We start from the raw sequence: 17,692 nt of genomic DNA, 5'->3' as shown, positions 1-17,692 counted from the left end.
TGGAACTGCTTCGACCGGCTCTACCTGCCCACTGCGGCGCCTTGATCACTGCGCAGCGCCTCCTGCTCCAGCTTCAGGTACAGCTCAGCCGCATTGCGGCGGTGGAGGGCCGGGTAGCCGTCCCAGCCCGCATACGCCGGCAGCGCGGCGCGGGCCGGCAGTTCGGCCAGCGAGACCCCGGCGGCCAGCAGGCTGCGCACCTGCTGCTCCAGCGCGTTCAGGTAGGCCGCCGTCTCGCCGATGGCCTGCGGCCCCGACAGCGGCCCGCGGCCCGGCACCACCTGGCGGATGTGGCCGGCATCGGCGCGACGCTGCAGCGCCTGCAGCGCGCCCTGCCAGCCAGCCAGGTCGGCATCGTGCAGGTTGGGGATGCGCCGGCCTTCCACCAGACCGCCCGCGAACAACACGCCGGTGGCACTGTCCAGCACCGCCAGGTCGCCGGGCCCGCTGCTGTGGCCGAAGAACAGCAGCAGCACCTTGCGGCCGCCGCCCACGTTGAGCTGGCGGCCGCCGGGCAGCAGTTCGTCGGGCCGGTACATCGTGGTGCCGGCCATGGCCGCCGCACCCACGTCGCGGTTCAGGCGGTCCAGGCACATCTGGCAGCGCGCGGCCATCAGCGTGGCGGCGTCCTGGTGCATCCAGAGGGGCACACCCGCCTCGCGGAAGGCCGGCGCGCCGAACAGCACGTCGGGCTTGGTCTGGGTGATGACCACCGCCTGCAGCGGCAGCGGGCTGGTGCGGCCTATCGCGCGCAGCAGGGCGCGGCCATGCAGCAGCGAGGTGCCGGCGTCCACCGCCAGCAGGCCTTGCGGCCCGGCGATGAAGCCGGCATTGGCCACGCGGCCGAGGTTGCGCGCATCGGGCTCGCCGCCCAGGCCGGGCAGCATCCATACGCCGGGGGCCACCGGCTGCACCGTGGCTTGGCCGTCGGTGGGCAGCGTGGGCGGGGCATCGCGGCCACTCGGCGCGGGGGCCGCAACCCGCGCGGCACAGCCGGCCAGGCCACCCAGCAGTGCGCCGGTAGCGGGCCCGGCCAGCGCCCAGCGCAGCCAGCGGCGGCGGGCCGCGGCAACCGCTGCGGTGCTCACGCGCTTACTTCTGCTCGGCCAGCTGCTTGAGGTTCTGCAGCCCGGCCTTGTAGACGCCGGTGACGGCGGCCACCGCGGCTTCGTCGTTCTTGTCCGGCGGCGGGTCGTTGTTGGGGTAGCCGCGGTAGAAGGCGCCACGCCACTCCACCGTGCTCTTGGCGTCGCCATCCGGCGTCACGGTGATGGTGGAGGTGTAGTTGGTCACCGGCAGCGCGCCGCCGTCCTTCAGACGGTAGCTGTACTTGCGCTGGGCGTCGTTGTAGGCCTCCAGCGTCTCGGTCAGTTCGCCGCCGCCCTTGAGCGTGATGTTGCGCACCGAGCCCACGGTGTTGCCCTGCGTGGCCGGGCTGGTGGCCACCGCCGGGTGCCAGTCCTTCAGCGCCTCGAAGTTCTTGATGCGGGCCCACACCGCATCGGCCGGGGCGTTGATCTGGATGGTCTCCACCACCTTCTGGCGGGTGGGGCCGTGGGCGGCGGCGGGCAGGCTGGCCGCGGCCAGCAGCGCGGCGGTGGCCAGCAGGGCCATGCGGCGGTCAGGTCGGGGCCGGCAGGGGCGATGGGGGCGGTTCGGCATGCGGTCGGTCTCCTCGTCGGGTCGGGTTGAAAAGCGTGGTCGGGGCGGTCAAGGCGGGGGCGGCTCGGCGATGAAGGCGCCGAAGCCCCGCGGGTTGCGGCCGGTGTCGACGGTGGCCAGCGGCTGGCCGCTGCGCGCGTCCAGCACGCTGATGCGGTCGTCCATCCAGTTCACCACCACCACCCGGTCGGCATAGGCGGCGATGCCCTCGGGGTAGCCAAAGCCTTCCAGCGTGCGCAGCGGCTGCAGGGTGTCGGCATCGATCACGCTCACGCTGTCGGCATGCTGGTTGGTGACGTACAGCAGCGCGCCGCCATCGGCCAGCGCGGCACCGTAGGGGGCCTTGCCGGTCTTCACCGTGGCCAGCGGTACCGGCAGCGGTGGCGCGGTGTCCAGCACCGTCAGGTCGTCGCTTTGCACGTTCAGCACATACAGCCGGTTGCGCGCCGCGTCGTGCAGCAGCGCAAAGGGGTGGCTGCCCACGGCCACGTGGCCGCGCACCTGCAAGGTGGCGGCGTCCACCACCGCGATGCGGTCGTCGTCGCGCTCGGCCACGTACACGCTGCGGCCATCGGCATGCACCGCCACGCCGGCCGGCGCGCGGCCCAGCGGCACTTCGGCCAGCAGGCGGCCCGTGCTCACGTCGTAGGCCAGCAGCTGCCGGGCGAACCAGTCGGCCACGTACAGGCGCTGGCCATCGGGCGCGGCGTCGATGCCCACCGGACCGGCACCGGCCGGCAGCGTCTGCACCACCTGGCGGCGCGCCATGTCGATCACCGAGATGGTCTTGCTGTCGGGGTTGCTGACGAACACCTTGCCCGCCCGCGCCGAAGCCGCCACGCCGGCCGGCGAGCGGCCCACCGGCACCGTGGCCACCACGGCCTGGCGGGCGAGGTCGATCACCGAGACGTCGTGGCTGCCCTGGTTGGTGACCCAGGCCAGCGGCGTGGCGGTGGCGGGCAGTGCGCAGGCCAGGGCGAGCAGGGCGCTCAGCGCTTTCAAGGCGTTGCTTTCAAGGCGCGGCCCTCACAGTGCGCGTGCCGGCTGCAGCTGCAGGCTGCTGCGGAACTGCAGGTCCTGGTTGTCCACCACCTCGGCCTTGAGTTCGCCGGCGCCCTGCGGCACGAACCAGAAGCGCAGGTTGGGGTTCTCGCTGATCGAGATGTCCAGGTCGGCCGACAGCACCGGCTGGCCGGCGTAGCTGATGTCGATGCGCCGCACGAAGTGGGCCGGGATGTAGTGGCGCGTGAGCTGGTCCATCGCCAGGCCCGAGCTGTTGGGGTGGCTCACCATCAGCTGCGCCAGCACGGGCTTGCCGGGCTGCGGCTCGCCTTCCACCTTCAGCCGCATGCGGCCCAGGCTGGCCTGGGCGGCGGCGGGGTCCTTGCCCGGCGGCGCGCTGCAGCCGCCCGAGGCCTTGAGCCAGCGGGTGGCCATCAGCAGCCGGCCGTCGCCCAGCTGCGCGATGGCGCGCACATGGGTGTATTCGTCGATGCGCACGCGGGTCTCGATGTCGGCCTGGCCGCTGCCCGGCGCCAGCGTGAACACCGCCGCCACCGGCGAAGGGTTGTTGTCGATCAGCAGGTACAGCTTTTCCAGCCGCTGCTCGCCGCTGGTGGGCAGGCGCGAGCGGATGGCCACCGGCACCACGGCTGCGTCTTCGGCGCGCACCGGCGTGTCCAGCGCCAGCTGGTCGGCCGTGGCCGGGCTGATGGGCCGCTGGCCGAACAGGCTGGCCCGCACCTTGAGCCATTGCGGGCTGGCGTCGGGCTGGTCTTCGCGCGAGCTGGGGGCGGCGTGCGCGGGCCGGGCCGCGGCCCACAGGCCGAGCGCGAATGCAGGCAGCAGGCGGAGCATGTGGCGGCGTGGCTTCATTCTTCCCACTCCAGTTCGGCATAGGCCGCGGTGACGTTGCGGCGGTGGAAGGTTTCGGCCAGCCGCCACGGCCCCACGGCCTCCAGGCCCACCGTGGTCATGGCCTTGGACAGCGGCAGGCCGGCGCGGATGGCCGCGCGCGTGTCGGTGCGCAGCGCCTGCAGGTAGCGGCGCTGCGGCGCCAGCATGCCGGGCCAGTCGGTGCCCGCGGCGCCATGGCCGGGCACGGCCAGCGCCACGTCCAGCGTGGCCAGCGTGTCCATCACCTTCAACCAGCCGGTGAGGCTGCCGTCCACCACCGGCAGGTGCTGCACGAACAGCAGGTCGCCCAGGAACAGGGTGCGGCTGCGCACGTCGTACACCGTCAGGTCGTTGTCGGTGTGCGCGGTGGGCCAGGCCTGCAGCTGCAGCTCGCGGTCGCCCAGGTCCAGCGTCAGGCGGCCTTCTACCGGCACGCTGGGCGGCACGATGTCGGCGGCCGGCATGCCGATGCCGAACTCGCGCTGCAGCGCCTGCCGGTAGTAAGGCTCGCGCGCGGCCAGCGAGGCGGCCAGCCGCGCATGGCCGACGAAGCGCGGCGCGTCGGCCTGGCCCTGGTCACGAAAGGCGGCGTTGCCCAGCACATGGTCGGGGTGCATGTGGGTGTTGATCACCCAGCACACCGGCAGCGGCGTGGCCTGCGCCACCGCCCGCCGCAGCGCCTGGCCCAGCGCGGGCGTGCCGCCGGTGTCGATCACCGCCACGCAGCGGCTGCCGACCACGAAGCCCAGGTTGGCCACGTCGCCGCCGTTGCGCGGCTGCCAGTCGTCCACCGCGCCGGTGTGCACCCACACGCCGGGGGCGGTCTGCGTCATGGCCAGCGGCGCCACCTCGGCGTTGGCGGCCATGGCCGGCATGCCGACAGCCTGCACGCCCACGGCGAGCAACAGGCCGGCCCACCAGCGGGCCGCCATGCCCGCACCGGCCCACCAGCGGGCCTGGGAGGCAGCGGTGCGGGCCAGGGCGTGCATGGGCTTTGACGGTCAGCGCTGTACGGCCGGGCCGAGGAAGCAGCCCTTTTCCACCTTGGACTGCAGTTCCTTGAAGCGCTTGATGTCCTTTTGCAGCGAAGGCGCCTCGCGGATGTAGCTGCCGCGTTCGCCGCCGATGCTGGTGGCCTTGGCGGCGGTGCTCATTTCCACGAAGTCGTCGTACTTGACCTCGCGCGCCATCGCGTCCAGCGCGCAGGCGCACTTGTTCATCATCTCGAACTGCGGGCCGGGGTGGGTGGCCATGCATTCCTGCACGTACACCACGCGGTCGATGGTGGGGTAGTCGTTGGGCGCATCGGCGGCCCAGGCGCTGCCCAGCGCGGCGCAGGTCAGGGCCAGCAGGGCGGCCGGCCGGAGGAGGGGGCGAATTTGGTTCATGGCGGGGGTCCGGGGTGGGATGGGGGGTGGGCTCAGCTGCGGGCGCGGGCCGGGGGCTCCGCGCCGTCCAGCGTGAGGGTGTCTTCGACCAGCGGCTCGGCCGCGCCGGCGGCGCCGGGCACCGTGCTGCGCAAGGCGACCACGCCGCCGGGCACCGCTTCGCTCAGCACGAAGAGGTAGGTCTTGCCGGCGTATTGCTCGAAGCGTGCGCGGTTGGGGTCGTCCAGGTAGGGCGCGACGGTGATCTCGCTGCCTTCCACGGTCTTGCCGCGCCATGGCAGCTTGATCTCGCGCATCTGCGCCCGCTCGGCCAGGGCCACGCGGATGCGCTTGCGGAAGTGGTTCTGCTGGCCCTTGGTCAGGCGCTGCATCTCGCGCACGTCTCGCTCGAGGAAGTACAGGATCACCGGGTTGCTGGTGGCCACCGGCAGCTCGGGCAGCTGCACCGCCCGCTCACCGCTCAGGAACTGGCCGTTGGCGCTGCAGCAGCCGCCTTCGGGCCGGGCGCCCAGGCTGATGGTCACGCGGTCAGAGAAGGGCCCGTCGAGCGAGCCCGCATGCTGGAAGCCGTACTGCAGCGCCTGGCCGGCCTGCATGTTCAGCAGGTGCGGCCGCATGAAGATGGCGCGTTCGGCGGCCGAGATGTCGCCGCTGCCCGATTGCGCCCAGGCCGGCAGGGCCAGGCAGGGCGTGGCAGCCAGCAACGACAGCAGCCGTCGGCGGCCCAGTTGACAAAGGGTGTCGGTCAAGGGTGTGGACTGCATGGTGGGCTTGGAAAAAAGGAAAGGTGCGGCTCAGCGCCGCTCCGCCGAGCGCTCGGTGGCCGGGTCCAGGGCCCGGTCGAGCGCGCGGTCGAGTTCGCCGGCCAGGTCGGAGCGCAGGCTTTGCAGCTTGAGCAGCACGGCCTTGGCCTTGTCGATGTGGCCCTGGGCCAGGTGCACCAGCCCCAGCCGCAGCAGCGCGATGCGCGAGGCCGGCTCGATGCTCAGCGCCCGCTCGATGTAGCGCTGGGCCGTGGGCAGGCGGCCCTGCTCCTGCTGGGCCAGGCCACGCATCAGCCAGGGTTGGGCGTCGCCCTGGTCTTCACGCGCCCAGGTGCTGGCGTAGCTGTCCAGCTCCTGCCAGCGGTGCTCTCGGGCGAACACCGCCGCCTGCAAAAAGCGCGGCTGCGCGGTCACCGGCTGTTCCCAGAAGGCCACGCCCGCCTCCCGCAGCGGCGCGATGGGCTGCAGTGCGCCTTCGGCCAGCAGCGGCCGCAGCCAGGCCACCGGGGCCGAGAAGTAATGGGCGTTGCCGCCGCGCAGGCGGAAGGTGAGCACACCGGCCAGCTGCCGGGTGTCGGTGAACAGGCCCCCGCCGCTGGCGCCGGAGGTGAACCAGTTGGTGCTTTGGATCACCTGGGCACCGTCGTAGCGGTGCAGCGCCACCACCTGGCCGGGGCTGTGCTGCAACCCCTGCCCGCCGGTAAAGCCGATGGCACTGACCGTCTGGCCCGGCTGCAGCGGCTGGTCGGCCAGCGCTACCGCCGGGGCGCCCAGCCGCGGCACCGCCAGCACGCACAGGTCGTGCAAGGTGTCGGCGGCCTGGGCCTGCGCGGTGTAGCGCAGGCCGCCGCGCAGCACGGTCACCTGGGTGGCGTCGCGTGTCACATGGCAGTTGGTGACCACCCGGTCGTCGTCCACCACCACGCCGCTGCCCAGCGAATAACCGCCCTGCGTGCGCAGCACCTCCACCTTGACGATGCTCTGGCCCACCTGCACCAGGTCGGCGCCTTCCAGCGCCTGCGCCGCGGGTGCGGCAAGCAAGGCCAGCACGCCCAGCCAGGCACTGCCAGCCCGGGGCCGGCGCGCCAGGGCGTGCAGCCGATGCGTCGGGTCGCCTTCAGTTGCGGCGTTCACCCGCGGTGTTGTCGAGCAGCGGAACACCGAACTCCTTCAGGATGGCCTGGATGTCGGCCTGCTTGGTGCTGATCAGGCCTTCGATCTGCTGCTTCCATTCACGCTCGCCATAGCGCACGCCCATGGCCATCGCGTAGTCGAACTGCACGCCTTCTTCCGACTTCAGCGGCAGCACCGTCAGCGCCGGCTGCTTGACCCGCTGCGCGAAGTAGCCGGCGATCGGGCCCCAGACGATGGCCGCATCGATGGTGCCGGCGGCCAGGTCGTTCTCGATGATCTGCCCGGGGTATTGCGCCGGGTCGGCATTCATCATCTTGTAGGGCACGCCCTGGTCCACCAGGTCGTGCTTCTTGAGCCAGTCGCCGGCCGGCGAGCGGTCGTAGACGCCGATCTTCAGCGACTTGAGCTTTTGCGGCGGCAGCTTCAGGAAATCGTCCGCCGATGCCACGTTGTCCATGCCCTTGCCGCGCGGAATCACCAGCGCGTAGGTGGAGCGGTAGTAGGGCTTGGTGACCGACACGCCCTGGTCGAAGCCCACCGGCACGCCCATCACGATGTCGCAGGGGTAGTCCTGGCCGGGCAGCTTGTAACGCAGCGTGTTGCGGATGAAGGCCATGCGCTGCGGGAACGAGTAGTACGTGACCGGCAGCCCGAGCGACTGGCCGAACAGCTCGGCGATGCGGTTCTCGATGCCCTCGCCCTTGACGTTGGAAAAGGGCAGGTTGTTGGGGTCCTGGCACACCCGCAGCGCCTTGCGCGGGGCCGGGTCGTCCGCCGCCGCGGGGGCAGCAGCGGGCTGGGCCAGCGCGGGGCCGGCTGCGGCCAGCGCCACGAGGGTGGCCGCGGCCCACCGCCGGTAAAGCTTGCGTGCGGTCATCGAGCGGCGTCCTTCTTCAGTTGATCGGGCTCACCTTGGCCTGGGTGATGGCGCCGTCGGAGCGGCCCTTGAGGTAGGCGTACAGGTTGTCGATGTTGTTCATCACCTGCTGGTTGGTGCCGAAGCTCTGCATGCCCTTGTCGAGCCGGCCGTCGCGCACCGTCTTGATGAAGTCGTCCTTGCTGAGCGTCTTCAGGCTGTTGATCAGCGACGGGCCGACCATGCCTTCCTGGTTGGCGCCATGGCAGCGGTCGCAGGCCGCGGCGCGCCAGGTGCGAAAGCCTTCCATGGTCTTGGGGTCGACCTTGGTGCCGTCCACCACGGTGTAGAGCTTGTCCTGCGCCGTCGTGGCCATCGTGAACCCTGCGCAGGCCAGGAGCGCCAGCGTCTGCTTCAACTTCATGTCTCTGTGTCCTTGGTATCCGGAAAAAAAAGGGGGGCTGGCCTGCCGATGGCCCGGCAGGACCCTGCCCCCCACCCATCCAACCTTTTTAAACCGATTGCCCGATCAGTTGGGCAGAGCAAACACTGTCAACGAACCGCCCAGTTCCGTGTACTGGGCCAGTTCGCGATAGCCACCGACCGCGCCCAGGCCGTCCTGGTCCTTCTCGAGGCCTGCAGCCATGCCGATGCCAGCCCAGCCACCGATGCCCGAGAACACGCCGATGTACTGCTTGCCCTTGTGCTCATAGCTGAACACGTTGCCGATGATCCCGGAGGGCGTCTTGAACTTGAACAACTCCTTGTTGATGTCGTTCTTGTCCACGCACTTCAGGTAACCCTCCAGCGTGCCGTAGCAGCTCAGGCCGCCCGCGGTGTTGAGCGCGCCGCTCCACACCGAGAACTTCTCGGCCTTGCTCTGCACGATCTTGCCGGTGCCGGCGTTCCAGGTGATGTAGTTGCCCATGCCGCCGTGGCTGCCCGGGGCCGGGAACATCGACAGCGTGGCACCCACGTACGGCTGGCCGGCGGTGTACTCGACCTTGAACGGCTCATAGTCCATGCAGACGTGGTTGGTCGGCACGTAGAAGAGCTTGGTCTCGGGGTCGTACGACGCCGGCTGCTGGTCCTTGGAGCCCAGCGCCGCCGGGCAGATGCCCTTGGTGTTGACGTCAGGCCCGTTCTGCGCCGTGGAGTACTTGGACACGACCTGCGGGCGGCCGGTCTTCATGTCCACGTGCGTGGCCCAGTTCACCTGCGGGTCGTACTTCTCGGCCACCAGCAGCGCACCGGTCATGCGGTCCAGGGTGTACGCGAAGCCGTTGCGGTCGAAGTGCACCAGCGCCTTGGTCGGCTTGCCCTTGACGTCGATGTCCGCCAGGATCATCTCGTTAATGCCGTCGAAGTCCCACTCGTCGAACGGCGTCATCTGGTAGACCCACTTGGCCATGCCAGTGTCCAGGTCACGCGCGAAGATGGTCATGGACCACTTGTTGTCGCCCGGCCGCTGCGAGGGGTTCCAGGTGGACGGGTTGCCCGTGCCGTAGTACATCAGGTTGGCAGCCTTGTCGTAGCTGTACCAGCCCCAGGTGGTGCCGCCACCGATCTTCCACTGGTCGCCCTGCCAGGTCTTGAGCGACGAGTCCTTGCCCACCGGCTTCATCTGGCCGTCGGTCCAGGTCATCGTCTTGTCGGGGTCGATCAGCATCTCGGCGTCGGGGCCTACGCTGTAGCCCTTCCAGGCCAGCTTGCCGTCGGCCAGGTTGTACGCCGCGATGAAGCCGCGCACGCCCCATTCACCGCCGGAGATGCCGGTGATCACCTTGTCCTTGAAGACGTGCGGCGCATTGGTGTTCACCGCACCCAGCTTGGGGTCGCCGTTCTTGGTCTGCCACACCGGCTTGCCGGTCTTGGCATCCAGGGCCACCAGCATCGAGTCGGCCTGCTGCAGGATGACCTTGCCTTCGGCATAGGCCAGGCCGCGGTTGACCGTGTCGCAGCACATCTGCGGAATCACGGCCGGGTCCTGCTTCGGCTCGTACTTCCACTTGATCTTCTGCGTGTCCAGGTCGATGGCGAAGACCTTGTTGGGGAACGGCGTGTGCAGGTACATGGTGCCGTCGATCACCAGCGGTGATCCTTCGTGCCCACGCAGCACGCCGGTGGAGAACGTCCAGGCCACCTGCATCTTGCCGACGTTGCTCTTGTTGATCTGGTTCAACTTGCTGTAGCGCTGGTTGAACATGTCGCCCGCTTGCGTCGCCCAGTTCTTGGAATTGGCGATGTTCTTCTCTACGTCGGCATTGGCGAACGCCAAGGCCGGAAGAGCCAACAACGCCAGCCCCAAGCGCTGCATGACGCCAACGCTCGATTGCCGTGAAAGCTTCATCGATGTCTCCTTCTCAGGTGGTCTTTGGTTTTGCGAAGGCCTGCCACCGAAGTCCTTCGAAGCGTGTCCGCAGACGGGCCGGTCCGCAACAACCATGCCCATCCCTGCGGGCCTGGAAAATGGCCGCCGGAAGGCTCACCGGGCACGGGTGGCCGGATGTGTGCAGCACGCACGAAGCCCTAGGTGAAACCCCTGCAAATGGCCACTTGCAATCGCTGGGCTTGTGGCTAGCCCACCTGTCTAGGCAACTGGAAACTGGGGAAAGCACTGAGGCCGTGAGGGCGCCTGGCGCGGCGGCCGCCGGCAGGCGCTGGCCCCCTGGCCGCAGCCGGCGCCACAGTGCGGGCCGCATTTTTGGCGCAGAGTGTTGCAACAAGAGCGCAACGCTGGATTGCAGCAGAATGGGCCACACGGTGTGTGCCTTCACAGACGCGCAAAGGCGCGGAAGTTGCAGGCCTTTCGGCCAACCAGACGTCACCCCATGCTCCGTACCCAAGGCCTTACCCAGCGTTATGGAAAGCACACCGCGCTGCAGTCGCTGACGATGCAATTGAGCGCGGGCCAGTTCACCGCCCTGCTGGGCCCCAATGGCGCGGGCAAGTCCACGCTGTTCCAGGTGCTCACCGGCCTGTTCGCCGCCGATGAAGGCGAGGTGGAGGTGGCCGGCCATTCATTGCGCCATGCCGCCACTGCTGCACTGCGGCATATCGGCGTGGTGTTCCAGCAGATGTCGCTGGATCTGGACCTGAGCATCCGCCGCAACCTGCTGTTCCAGGCCGACCTGCACGGCCTGCCGCGCCGGCTGGCGCTGCAGCGCATCGAGTCCGCCTGCGCGCGCCTGAACCTCGAACCCAATCTCGACCGCAAGGTGCGCGAGCTGTCGGGTGGCAACCGGCGCAAGGTGGAACTCGTGCGCGCCTGGCTGCACGAACCGCGCGTGATGCTGATGGACGAAGCCACGGTCGGCCTCGATCCCAAGTCGCGGCGCGACCTGCTGGCCGCCATCCGCGCCGACGTGCGCGAACGTGGCACCTGCGTGCTGTGGGCCACCCACTGGGTGGAAGAGGCCGAGTCCGCCGACCGCGTGCTGGTGCTGCACAAGGGCAGCCTGCTGGCCGACGGCACGCCGGCCGAGGTGACGCAGGCCCTGGGCGCCGACACGCTGGAGGCCGGCTTCATCCAGCGCACCACCTGAGCGACCGCCAACCTACAACGACAGGAGACAAGACCCCATGACCTACCGACTGATCACCGCCCGCCGCGCTGGTGTGGCACTGGCCGCCACCCTGGCCTGCGGCCTGGCCGCCGCGCAGGGCACGGCCTATGTGTCCAGCGAGAAGGACGATGCGCTGACGCTGATCGACCTGGCCACGATGACCGTCAAGGGCACGGTGCCTACCTGCAAGCGCGGCCGTCACATGATGCTCACGCCCGACCGCAAGCTGCTGGTGGCCTGCACCGACAGCAACGCGGCCGACCTGATCGACCCGGCCACCAACCAGTCGCTGCGCCGCATTCCGCTGGGCGACGAGCCCGAGGCCTTCGACCTCTCCCCCGACGGCAAGACCATCTACGTGTCGAACGAGGACGACGGCGAAGCCAGCTTCATCGACTTCGCCACCGGCAAGAAGACCAAGGCGGTGAAGGTGGGCGGCGAGCCCGAAGGCGTAAAGGTGAGTGCCGACGGCAAGCTGCTGTACGTGACCTCCGAAGTGGCGAACCTCGTGCACGTGATCGACGTGGCCAGCGGCAAGATCGTCAAGAACATCAAGGCTGGCAAGCGGCCGCGCCGCATGGCGCTGACGCCCGACGGCCAGCAGCTGTGGATCACCAACGAGCTGGACGCCACCGTCACCATCGTCAACACCGCCGACCACAGCGTGGCCGGCAGCATCAAGTTCGAGGTCAAGGGCGCCCGCGAGCAGGACATCACCCCGGTGGGCATCCAGATGACGCGCGACGGCAAGCGCGCGTTCGTGGCGCTGGGCCGGGCCAACCACGTGGCCTTCGTCGACGTGCCCAGCCGCAAGGTGAACCAGCTGGTGCTGGTGGGCAAGCGCGCCTGGAACGTCACGCTGGACAAGGCCGAGCAGCGGCTGTACGTGGTCAACGGCCTGAGCGACGACGTGACGGTGGTGGACGTGGCCGCCGGCAAGGCGCTCAAGAGCATCCCGGTGGGCCGGGTGCCCTACGGGCTGGTGATCGTCGAATGAAGCAGGCTGCGCTTGCTGCCGTGCTGGCCGGCGCCGCGCTGGCCGGCCTGGGCGTGCGGCCGGCGCAGGCGGCCACGCTCAAGGCCACGCTGATCGCGCCGCAGGACGACCGGCGGCTGGAGCGCTCGCGTGCCGAGCGCGCCTACCTGGGCCACCCCACCGGCCCGGCGGCCGACGGGCTGGCGGTGGCGCTGGAAGAAGGCCGCTTCGAGCTGGACGCGGCCGGCCATGAGGTGGCGCTGAACACGGTGGAAGCCGCCAGCCTGGACGCTGCCAAGGCCGCCGCCGTGGCCGCCGAGAAGGCCGGTGCCGCGGTGCTGATCACCGATCTGCCCGCCGACTGGACGCTGGCCGTGGCCGATGCGGTGAAGCTGCCGGTGCTGAACGTGGGCGCCGCCGACGACCGGCTGCGCCAGCAGGATTGCCGCGCGCGCCTCTATCACCTGCTGCCCAGCGAGCGCATGCGCGCCGATGCACTGGCGCAGCTGCTGGTGTCACGCAAGTGGAGCAAGCTGTTGCTGCTCACGGGCACCACGCCGCTCGATCAGCAACGCACGCTCACGGCGCAGGCGTCCCTCAAGCGCTATGGGCTGCAGGTGGTGGCCAGCAAGCCCTTCAAGCTGTCGGCCGACCCGCGCGAGCGCGACCTGGCCAACCCGCTGCTGCTGACCGCCGGCGCCACCTACGACGCGGTGTGGGTGGTGGACAGCGACGGCGAATTCGCCCGCACGCTGCCTTACCGCACCGTGCTGCCGCGCCCGGTGGTGGGCGACGGCGGCCTGGTGCCGGTGGGCTGGCATGCGCAGTACGAGCGTTATGGCGCGCCGCAGGTGGCGCGCCGCTTCGCCAAGGCCCACCAGCGGCCGATGACGGCCAACGACTGGGCGGCCTGGATGGCCGGCAAGACCTTGATCGCGCTGGCCACCGCCCAGCCGGCCAATGCCAAGGCCGTCACCGCCGCGGCCTGGACGCAGGGCCTGCCCAAGCTGGCGCTGGATGGCTCCAAGGGCACGCCCTTGAGCTTCCGCGCCTGGGACGGCCAGCTGCGCCAGACGATGCTGCTGACCGACGGCCAGGGCGTGATTGCGCAGGCGCCTATCGAAGGGCTGCTGCACCCGAGCAACGTGCTCGACACCCTGGGCGCCGACGCGCCCGAGAAGCTGTGCAAGGTGGCGCGATGACCGACCCCGCAACGCCAACCGCCCCGCCGGGCCGAGCGCCGGGCCGCTCCCAAGCCGGCCCGGGTCCCCTCGGGGGACCGACCGACGTACCCGTCGGGCGAGGGGCTGCAACATCCATGGGTCGCGGGGGTGTCCTGCATGGATTGCAAGCTTTGCAGGCCATCGTTTTGCGCGAAGTGCTCAAGTTCAGCCAGCAGACCGGCCGGCTGGTGAGTGCGCTGGTGCGCCCGCTGCTGTGGCTGGCGGTGTTCGCGGCGGGCTTTCGCAACGTGTTCGGCGTGGCCATCGTCGAGCCCTACGACACCTACATCCCGTATGACGTGTACATCGCGCCCGGGCTGGTGGGCATGGTGCTGCTGTTCAACGGCATGCAGTCGTCGCTGGCCATGGTGTACGACCGCGAGATGGGTTTGATGCGGCTGCTGCTCACCGCGCCGCTGCCGCGGCCCTGGCTGCTGTTTTGCAAGCTGTGCGCCACGGCGCTGCTGTCGGTGCTGCAGGCGCTGGCCTTCGTGGGGGTGGCGCTGCTGCTGGGCACCGACCTGCCGGTGTTCAGCTGGGCTGGCCTGCATGCGCTGCTGGCGCTGCTGTGCGGCGCGCTGATGCTGGGCGCGCTGGGGCTGCTGCTGTCGGTGCACATCAAGCAGCTCGAGAACTTCGCGGGCACGATGAACTTCGTGATCTTCCCGATGTACTTCATGTCCACCGCGCTCTACCCGCTGTGGAAGCTGCAGGAATCGGGCGCCGAATGGGTGTACCAGCTGGCCCGCTTCAACCCCTTCACCCATGCCATCGAGTGGATCCGCTTTGCGCTCTACGGCAAGGACCCGGGCACTGCGCCCTGGGTGGTGCTGGGCTGCCTGGCGGTGTTCTTCGTGGTGGCCTGCTGGGGCTACGACCCGCAGCGCGGCTTCGGCGGCCTGGCCAAGCGTGGTGGGGGGGCGGCATGAATACGATCTCCCGTCGCCAATGGCTGGCCGGTGCCGGTGGTTGGGCGCTCGGCGGCGGTGCGTGGTCCGCGGTGAGCGCTGCGGCGCCGTCGTTCCCCAGCCGGCCCATCACGCTGTGGGTGCCCTGGGCGGCCGGCGGCGCCACCGACATCTCGATGCGGGTGCTGGCCGAACTGGCCGGCCAGCAACTGGGCGTGACGGTGATCACCGAGAACCGCGGCGGCGCCGGTGGCACCCTGGCCATGCCCATCCTGCACAACGCCGCGCCCGATGGCTACACCATCGCGCAGCTGCCCTACCCGGTGTTTCGGCTGGCGCATACGCAAAAGGTGCTGTGGGACCCGGTGCGCGACACCACGCCCATCCTCCAGGTCTCGGGCGTCACCTTCGGCCTGCTGGTGCAGGCGGGCAGCACTTTCCGCTCGCCGGAAGAGATGTTCGCCTTTGCCAAGGCGCGGCCGGGTGAGTTGAGCATTGCCACCAATGGCGTGGGCACCACGCCGCACGTGGTGCTGGAGAGCCTGTTCACCGCGCGTGGTCTGCGCTACATCCATGTGCCCTACAAGGGCACGGCCGAACAGATCAACGCCATCGCCGCCGGGCAGGTGATGGCCGGCGTCAATTCCACCGGCTTCGGGCCGGCGGTGGATTCGGGCCGGCTGCGGCTGCTGGCCACCTTCGCGGCGCAGCGCTCCAGGCGCTGGCCCAGCGTGCCCACGCTGCGTGAGCTGGGCTTCGACATCGTGGCGCAGTCGCCCTATGGCCTGGCCGGCCCGCGCGGCATGCCGCCTGCGGTGGTGGAGACGCTGCACAACGCCTTCCGCAAGGCGATGTTCGATCCGATGTTCGTCAACGAGATCGCCAAGTACGACCAGGAGCTGGATTACCTGGGCCCCGCCGACTATGCCCGCGCCTGCCGCGAGATGCTGGCGCAGGAACGCATCAACGTGGAACGCCTGGGCCTGGCCAAGGAGAGCACCGGTGGCTGAGCACCCAGCGCCCACCGCGCGCCAGCCGGCCGGCCGCTGGCGTGCCGACCTGGCCTGGGTGCTGGGGCTGACGGTGGCGTGCTTTGCGCTGTCGGTGGCGCTGGAGCTGCATGAGCGCTTGGTGCGCTGGCTGGGCCGCTTCGAGCGCTGGGAGCTGGACGAGCTGCCGCTGACGCTGATGGTGCTGGCCTTCGGCCTGGCCTGGTACGCCGGCCGCCGCACGCAGGAACTGCGCAGCGAACTGGCCCTGCGCCGGGCGGCCGAGGCGCGCGCCGCCACGCTGCTGGCGCACAACCGCGAGCTGTCGCACCAGCTCATCGGTGTGCAGGAGCGGGAGCGCCTGGTGCTGGCCCGTGAGCTGCACGACGAACTGGGCCAGGGCTGCAGCGCCATCCGCGTGGAAACCGCCTTGCTGCGCCGCTGCGCCCGGGCCGAAGACGTAGCCCTGCTGGCCGCCGCCGCCCGTGCGGACATGGCCGCCCAGACCCTGTACCAGCAGGTGCGCGAGCTGCTGCGCCGGCTGCGCCCGGCCGACCTCGATGCGCTGGGCCTGGAGGCGGCGCTGCAGGCGCTGTGCGGGGCCTGGTCGCGCCGCACCGGCGTGGACTGCCGGCTGACGCTGCAAGGCCTGGTGCAGCCGCTGCCCGACCTGGTCAACATCACCGTCTACCGCATCGTGCAGGAATCGCTGACCAATGTGCAGCGGCATGCGCAGGCCCGCGAAGTGACGCTGCAGCTGCGGCTGGATGCGACGGACGGCTTGCAGCTGCAGCTGCGCGACGACGGCGTGGGCATGGACCCGCAGGCCGCCACGCCCGGCCTGGGTCTGCTGGGCTGCACCGAGCGGGCGGCCATGGTGGGCGGCCAGCTGCGCGTGATCGCCGCGCCGGGCAGCGGCGTGCAGCTGCACCTGCACATACCGGCCGTGGCGCTGCAGGTGCCGGCCACCGCCTTGAAGGACGCCGCATGATCCGCGTGCTGCTGGCCGACGACCATCCGGTGGTGCGCAGCGGCTACCAGCGCCTGCTGGCGCTGGAGCCCGACCTGCGCGTGGTGGCCGAAGCCGCCGATGCCGACGCGGCCTATGCCGCCTACCTGCAGCACCAGCCCGACGTGGTGGTCACCGACCTCACCATGCCCGGCGGTGGCGGCCTGGACCTGATCCGCCGCGTGATGCGCCGCGATCAGTGGGCGCGGGTGCTGGTCTTCAGCATGCATGACAGCCCGGCCCTGGTGCGGCAGGCGCTGGCCAGTGGCGCACGCGGCTTCCTCACCAAAGCCAGCGCTCCTGAGAGCCTGGTGGACGCGGTGCGCAGCCTGGCCCGCGGCGAGCGCTACCTGGCCGCCGAGCTGCCGGCCTGGCTGCTCGACGCCCCGGCCACCGGCCAGGCCGATGCCGACAGCGGCCTGGCGGCCCTCAGCAGCCGTGAGTTCGAGATCTTCCGCCTGCTGGCCCAGGGCGCCTCGCCCACCGAATGCGCGCAGGCGCTCAAGCTCAGCCCCAAGACGGTCAGCAACCACCAGACGGTGATCAAGGACAAGCTGGGCGTGGCCACCACCGCCGCGCTGGTGCACCTGGCGCTGCGGCATGGGGTGATCGGGCACGACAGCCACGCCTGAACGCGGCGCCCTTGGGCGCTCAATCTGCAGCGCCGGGCACTTCGCTCGCACCCATCCACCAGCACAGCAGCGGGGCGGGCACCCGCATCACCTGCGCGGCGGTGTCCAGGCCCTGCATGGGGCCGAAGTCGGTCAGCGACTTGGTGACCACGTAGCCACGCTCGATCTGCCGCGACCTGCACAGCTCCACCAGGCCTTTCAGCTCGCGCGCGCCCGTGTGCTGGGCGCGGTACTTCACCTCGAACGGGATCAGCTCGCCCCCCACCTCGGCCACCAGGTCCACTTCATGGTCGCGCTTGCCGCGCCAGTAGCTGAAGCGCACGTTCTGCGCGTAGTAGCGCGCAAACAGGTGCTTGAACACCGCCGTCTCGGTGGCCACGCCCAGAGCGGCCGGGTCTTCCAGGATGGCCTTGCCCTTGAGCATCACCGCCGGCGCGATGGCCGCGTCGGCCAGGTAGATCTTGAAGCGGGCACGCAGCACGTCCTTGCCATAGCCGAAGGGCGCCAGGCGGTAGATCAGGTGCGTGGCCTGCAGCAGTTCGATGAAGCTTTGCGCCGTCGGCCGTTTGACCTCGAGATTGGCGCACAGGTCCACCATGTCCAGCAGACCGCCGTCGTGCATGCACAGGTACAGGAAGGTGTGCTCCAGGTCCAGCACGCGTCGTACGCCGAAGAGGGCGGTCATGTCG

General features: G+C 70.1%; 19 protein-coding genes. 7 read left to right on the top strand and 12 right to left on the bottom strand.

All coding sequences use genetic code 11. The features are described 5' to 3' along the window. Positions 1 to 20: 20 nt before the first annotated feature. From ABNT58_RS17775 to ABNT58_RS17725, 11 genes are all read right to left on the bottom strand, one after another. Positions 21 to 1,088: an MBL fold metallo-hydrolase gene (locus ABNT58_RS17775; RefSeq protein ID WP_348754775.1), complete on the bottom strand. Its 1,068-nt coding sequence runs from the start codon at positions 1,086 to 1,088 to the stop codon at positions 21 to 23. A gap of 4 nt (positions 1,089 to 1,092) precedes the next feature. Further along, positions 1,093 to 1,614: an SRPBCC family protein gene (locus tag ABNT58_RS17770; protein WP_348754774.1), complete on the bottom strand. Its 522-nt coding sequence runs from the start codon at positions 1,612 to 1,614 to the stop codon at positions 1,093 to 1,095. 96 nt (positions 1,615 to 1,710) lie between these two features. Beyond that, the gene (locus ABNT58_RS17765) at positions 1,711 to 2,664 is read right to left on the bottom strand and encodes a beta-propeller fold lactonase family protein (RefSeq protein WP_348754773.1); all 954 of its coding nucleotides are present in this window, start codon (positions 2,662 to 2,664) and stop codon (positions 1,711 to 1,713) included. A 24-nt stretch (positions 2,665 to 2,688) separates the two neighbouring features. Beyond that, positions 2,689 to 3,537: a quinoprotein dehydrogenase-associated SoxYZ-like carrier gene (locus tag ABNT58_RS17760; protein WP_348754772.1), complete on the bottom strand. Its 849-nt coding sequence runs from the start codon at positions 3,535 to 3,537 to the stop codon at positions 2,689 to 2,691. Beyond that, positions 3,534 to 4,547 carry a quinoprotein relay system zinc metallohydrolase 2 gene (locus ABNT58_RS17755; protein WP_348754771.1) on the bottom strand — a complete coding sequence of 338 codons (1,014 nt, stop codon included), beginning with the start codon at positions 4,545 to 4,547 and terminating at the stop codon, positions 3,534 to 3,536. Before ABNT58_RS17755 ends, ABNT58_RS17760 begins: the two co-directional genes overlap by 4 nt. Before the next feature lie 12 nt (positions 4,548 to 4,559). Beyond that, entirely contained in the window at positions 4,560 to 4,946 is a 387-nt protein-coding gene (locus tag ABNT58_RS17750) for a hypothetical protein (protein WP_348754770.1), read from the bottom strand. A gap of 32 nt (positions 4,947 to 4,978) precedes the next feature. Further along, on the bottom strand, positions 4,979 to 5,710 hold the full coding sequence (locus tag ABNT58_RS17745; RefSeq protein WP_348754769.1) for a hypothetical protein: 732 nt from the start codon (positions 5,708 to 5,710) through the stop codon (positions 4,979 to 4,981). A 30-nt stretch (positions 5,711 to 5,740) separates the two neighbouring features. Next, positions 5,741 to 6,844, bottom strand: coding sequence for a tetratricopeptide repeat-containing serine protease family protein (locus ABNT58_RS17740; RefSeq protein ID WP_348754768.1), 1,104 nt, complete (start codon positions 6,842 to 6,844; stop codon positions 5,741 to 5,743). Then, complete coding sequence (locus tag ABNT58_RS17735; RefSeq protein ID WP_348754767.1) at positions 6,828 to 7,721, bottom strand: substrate-binding domain-containing protein; 894 nt, start codon at positions 7,719 to 7,721, stop codon at positions 6,828 to 6,830. The genes ABNT58_RS17740 and ABNT58_RS17735 overlap by 17 nt, the downstream gene beginning before the upstream one ends. Positions 7,722 to 7,737: 16 nt before the next feature. Next, on the bottom strand, positions 7,738 to 8,076 hold the full coding sequence (locus tag ABNT58_RS17730; protein WP_348754790.1) for a cytochrome c: 339 nt from the start codon (positions 8,074 to 8,076) through the stop codon (positions 7,738 to 7,740). A 153-nt stretch (positions 8,077 to 8,229) separates the two neighbouring features. Next, complete coding sequence (locus ABNT58_RS17725) at positions 8,230 to 10,050, bottom strand: methanol/ethanol family PQQ-dependent dehydrogenase (protein WP_348754766.1); 1,821 nt, start codon at positions 10,048 to 10,050, stop codon at positions 8,230 to 8,232. Between the two features lie 481 nt (positions 10,051 to 10,531). On the opposite strand from ABNT58_RS17725, the gene ABNT58_RS17720 reads away from it, so the two are divergent. The 7 genes from ABNT58_RS17720 to ABNT58_RS17690 all read left to right on the top strand — a co-directional run bounded on the left by ABNT58_RS17720 (position 10,532) and on the right by ABNT58_RS17690 (position 17,003). After that, positions 10,532 to 11,245, top strand: coding sequence for an ABC transporter ATP-binding protein (locus ABNT58_RS17720; RefSeq protein ID WP_348754765.1), 714 nt, complete (start codon positions 10,532 to 10,534; stop codon positions 11,243 to 11,245). Between the two features lie 37 nt (positions 11,246 to 11,282). Further along, a complete protein-coding gene (locus ABNT58_RS17715; RefSeq protein WP_348754764.1) occupies positions 11,283 to 12,263 on the top strand; it encodes a PQQ-dependent catabolism-associated beta-propeller protein in 981 nt (326 codons plus the stop codon). Further along, on the top strand, positions 12,260 to 13,444 hold the full coding sequence (locus tag ABNT58_RS17710; RefSeq protein WP_348754763.1) for a branched-chain amino acid ABC transporter substrate-binding protein: 1,185 nt from the start codon (positions 12,260 to 12,262) through the stop codon (positions 13,442 to 13,444). The genes ABNT58_RS17715 and ABNT58_RS17710 overlap by 4 nt, the downstream gene beginning before the upstream one ends. A gap of 116 nt (positions 13,445 to 13,560) precedes the next feature. Next, positions 13,561 to 14,394: an ABC transporter permease gene (locus ABNT58_RS17705; protein ID WP_348754762.1), complete on the top strand. Its 834-nt coding sequence runs from the start codon at positions 13,561 to 13,563 to the stop codon at positions 14,392 to 14,394. Then, positions 14,391 to 15,383, top strand: coding sequence for a tripartite tricarboxylate transporter substrate binding protein (locus ABNT58_RS17700; RefSeq protein ID WP_348754761.1), 993 nt, complete (start codon positions 14,391 to 14,393; stop codon positions 15,381 to 15,383). The genes ABNT58_RS17705 and ABNT58_RS17700 overlap by 4 nt, the downstream gene beginning before the upstream one ends. Beyond that, on the top strand, positions 15,376 to 16,353 hold the full coding sequence (locus tag ABNT58_RS17695) for a sensor histidine kinase (RefSeq protein WP_348754760.1): 978 nt from the start codon (positions 15,376 to 15,378) through the stop codon (positions 16,351 to 16,353). Before ABNT58_RS17700 ends, ABNT58_RS17695 begins: the two co-directional genes overlap by 8 nt. Further along, positions 16,350 to 17,003 carry a response regulator transcription factor gene (locus ABNT58_RS17690; protein WP_348754759.1) on the top strand — a complete coding sequence of 218 codons (654 nt, stop codon included), beginning with the start codon at positions 16,350 to 16,352 and terminating at the stop codon, positions 17,001 to 17,003. Before ABNT58_RS17695 ends, ABNT58_RS17690 begins: the two co-directional genes overlap by 4 nt. Positions 17,004 to 17,022: 19 nt before the next feature. On the opposite strand, the gene ABNT58_RS17685 is transcribed toward ABNT58_RS17690, so the two are convergent. Further along, a partial coding sequence (locus ABNT58_RS17685; protein WP_348754758.1) for a DUF4143 domain-containing protein occupies positions 17,023 to 17,692 on the bottom strand: 670 nt, incomplete at its 5' end.

Source organism: uncultured Aquincola sp. (assembly GCF_964001545.1).
GTDB lineage: Bacteria > Pseudomonadota > Gammaproteobacteria > Burkholderiales > Burkholderiaceae_C > Aquincola.
The sequence above is the reverse complement of the archived record's forward strand: the minus strand, read 5'-3'. Positions and strand labels throughout refer to the sequence as shown.

Bases quoted from the DNA above. Each gene is read 5' to 3' on its own strand.
- ABNT58_RS17700 (WP_348754761.1), top strand. From the start codon at position 14,391: ATGAATACGATCTCCCGTCGCCAATGGCTGGCCGGTGCCGGTGGTTGG.
- ABNT58_RS17735 (WP_348754767.1), bottom strand. From the start codon at position 7,721: ATGACCGCACGCAAGCTTTACCGGCGGTGGGCCGCGGCCACCCTCGTG.
- ABNT58_RS17770 (WP_348754774.1), bottom strand. From the start codon at position 1,614: ATGGCCCTGCTGGCCACCGCCGCGCTGCTGGCCGCGGCCAGCCTGCCC.
- ABNT58_RS17760 (WP_348754772.1), bottom strand. From the start codon at position 3,537: ATGAAGCCACGCCGCCACATGCTCCGCCTGCTGCCTGCATTCGCGCTC.
- ABNT58_RS17750 (WP_348754770.1), bottom strand. From the start codon at position 4,946: ATGAACCAAATTCGCCCCCTCCTCCGGCCGGCCGCCCTGCTGGCCCTG.
- ABNT58_RS17720 (WP_348754765.1), top strand. From the start codon at position 10,532: ATGCTCCGTACCCAAGGCCTTACCCAGCGTTATGGAAAGCACACCGCG.
- ABNT58_RS17730 (WP_348754790.1), bottom strand. From the start codon at position 8,076: ATGGCCACGACGGCGCAGGACAAGCTCTACACCGTGGTGGACGGCACC.
- ABNT58_RS17755 (WP_348754771.1), bottom strand. From the start codon at position 4,547: ATGCACGCCCTGGCCCGCACCGCTGCCTCCCAGGCCCGCTGGTGGGCC.
- ABNT58_RS17705 (WP_348754762.1), top strand. From the start codon at position 13,561: ATGGGTCGCGGGGGTGTCCTGCATGGATTGCAAGCTTTGCAGGCCATC.
- ABNT58_RS17690 (WP_348754759.1), top strand. From the start codon at position 16,350: ATGATCCGCGTGCTGCTGGCCGACGACCATCCGGTGGTGCGCAGCGGC.
- ABNT58_RS17745 (WP_348754769.1), bottom strand. From the start codon at position 5,710: ATGCAGTCCACACCCTTGACCGACACCCTTTGTCAACTGGGCCGCCGA.
- ABNT58_RS17710 (WP_348754763.1), top strand. From the start codon at position 12,260: ATGAAGCAGGCTGCGCTTGCTGCCGTGCTGGCCGGCGCCGCGCTGGCC.
- ABNT58_RS17725 (WP_348754766.1), bottom strand. From the start codon at position 10,050: ATGAAGCTTTCACGGCAATCGAGCGTTGGCGTCATGCAGCGCTTGGGG.
- ABNT58_RS17715 (WP_348754764.1), top strand. From the start codon at position 11,283: ATGACCTACCGACTGATCACCGCCCGCCGCGCTGGTGTGGCACTGGCC.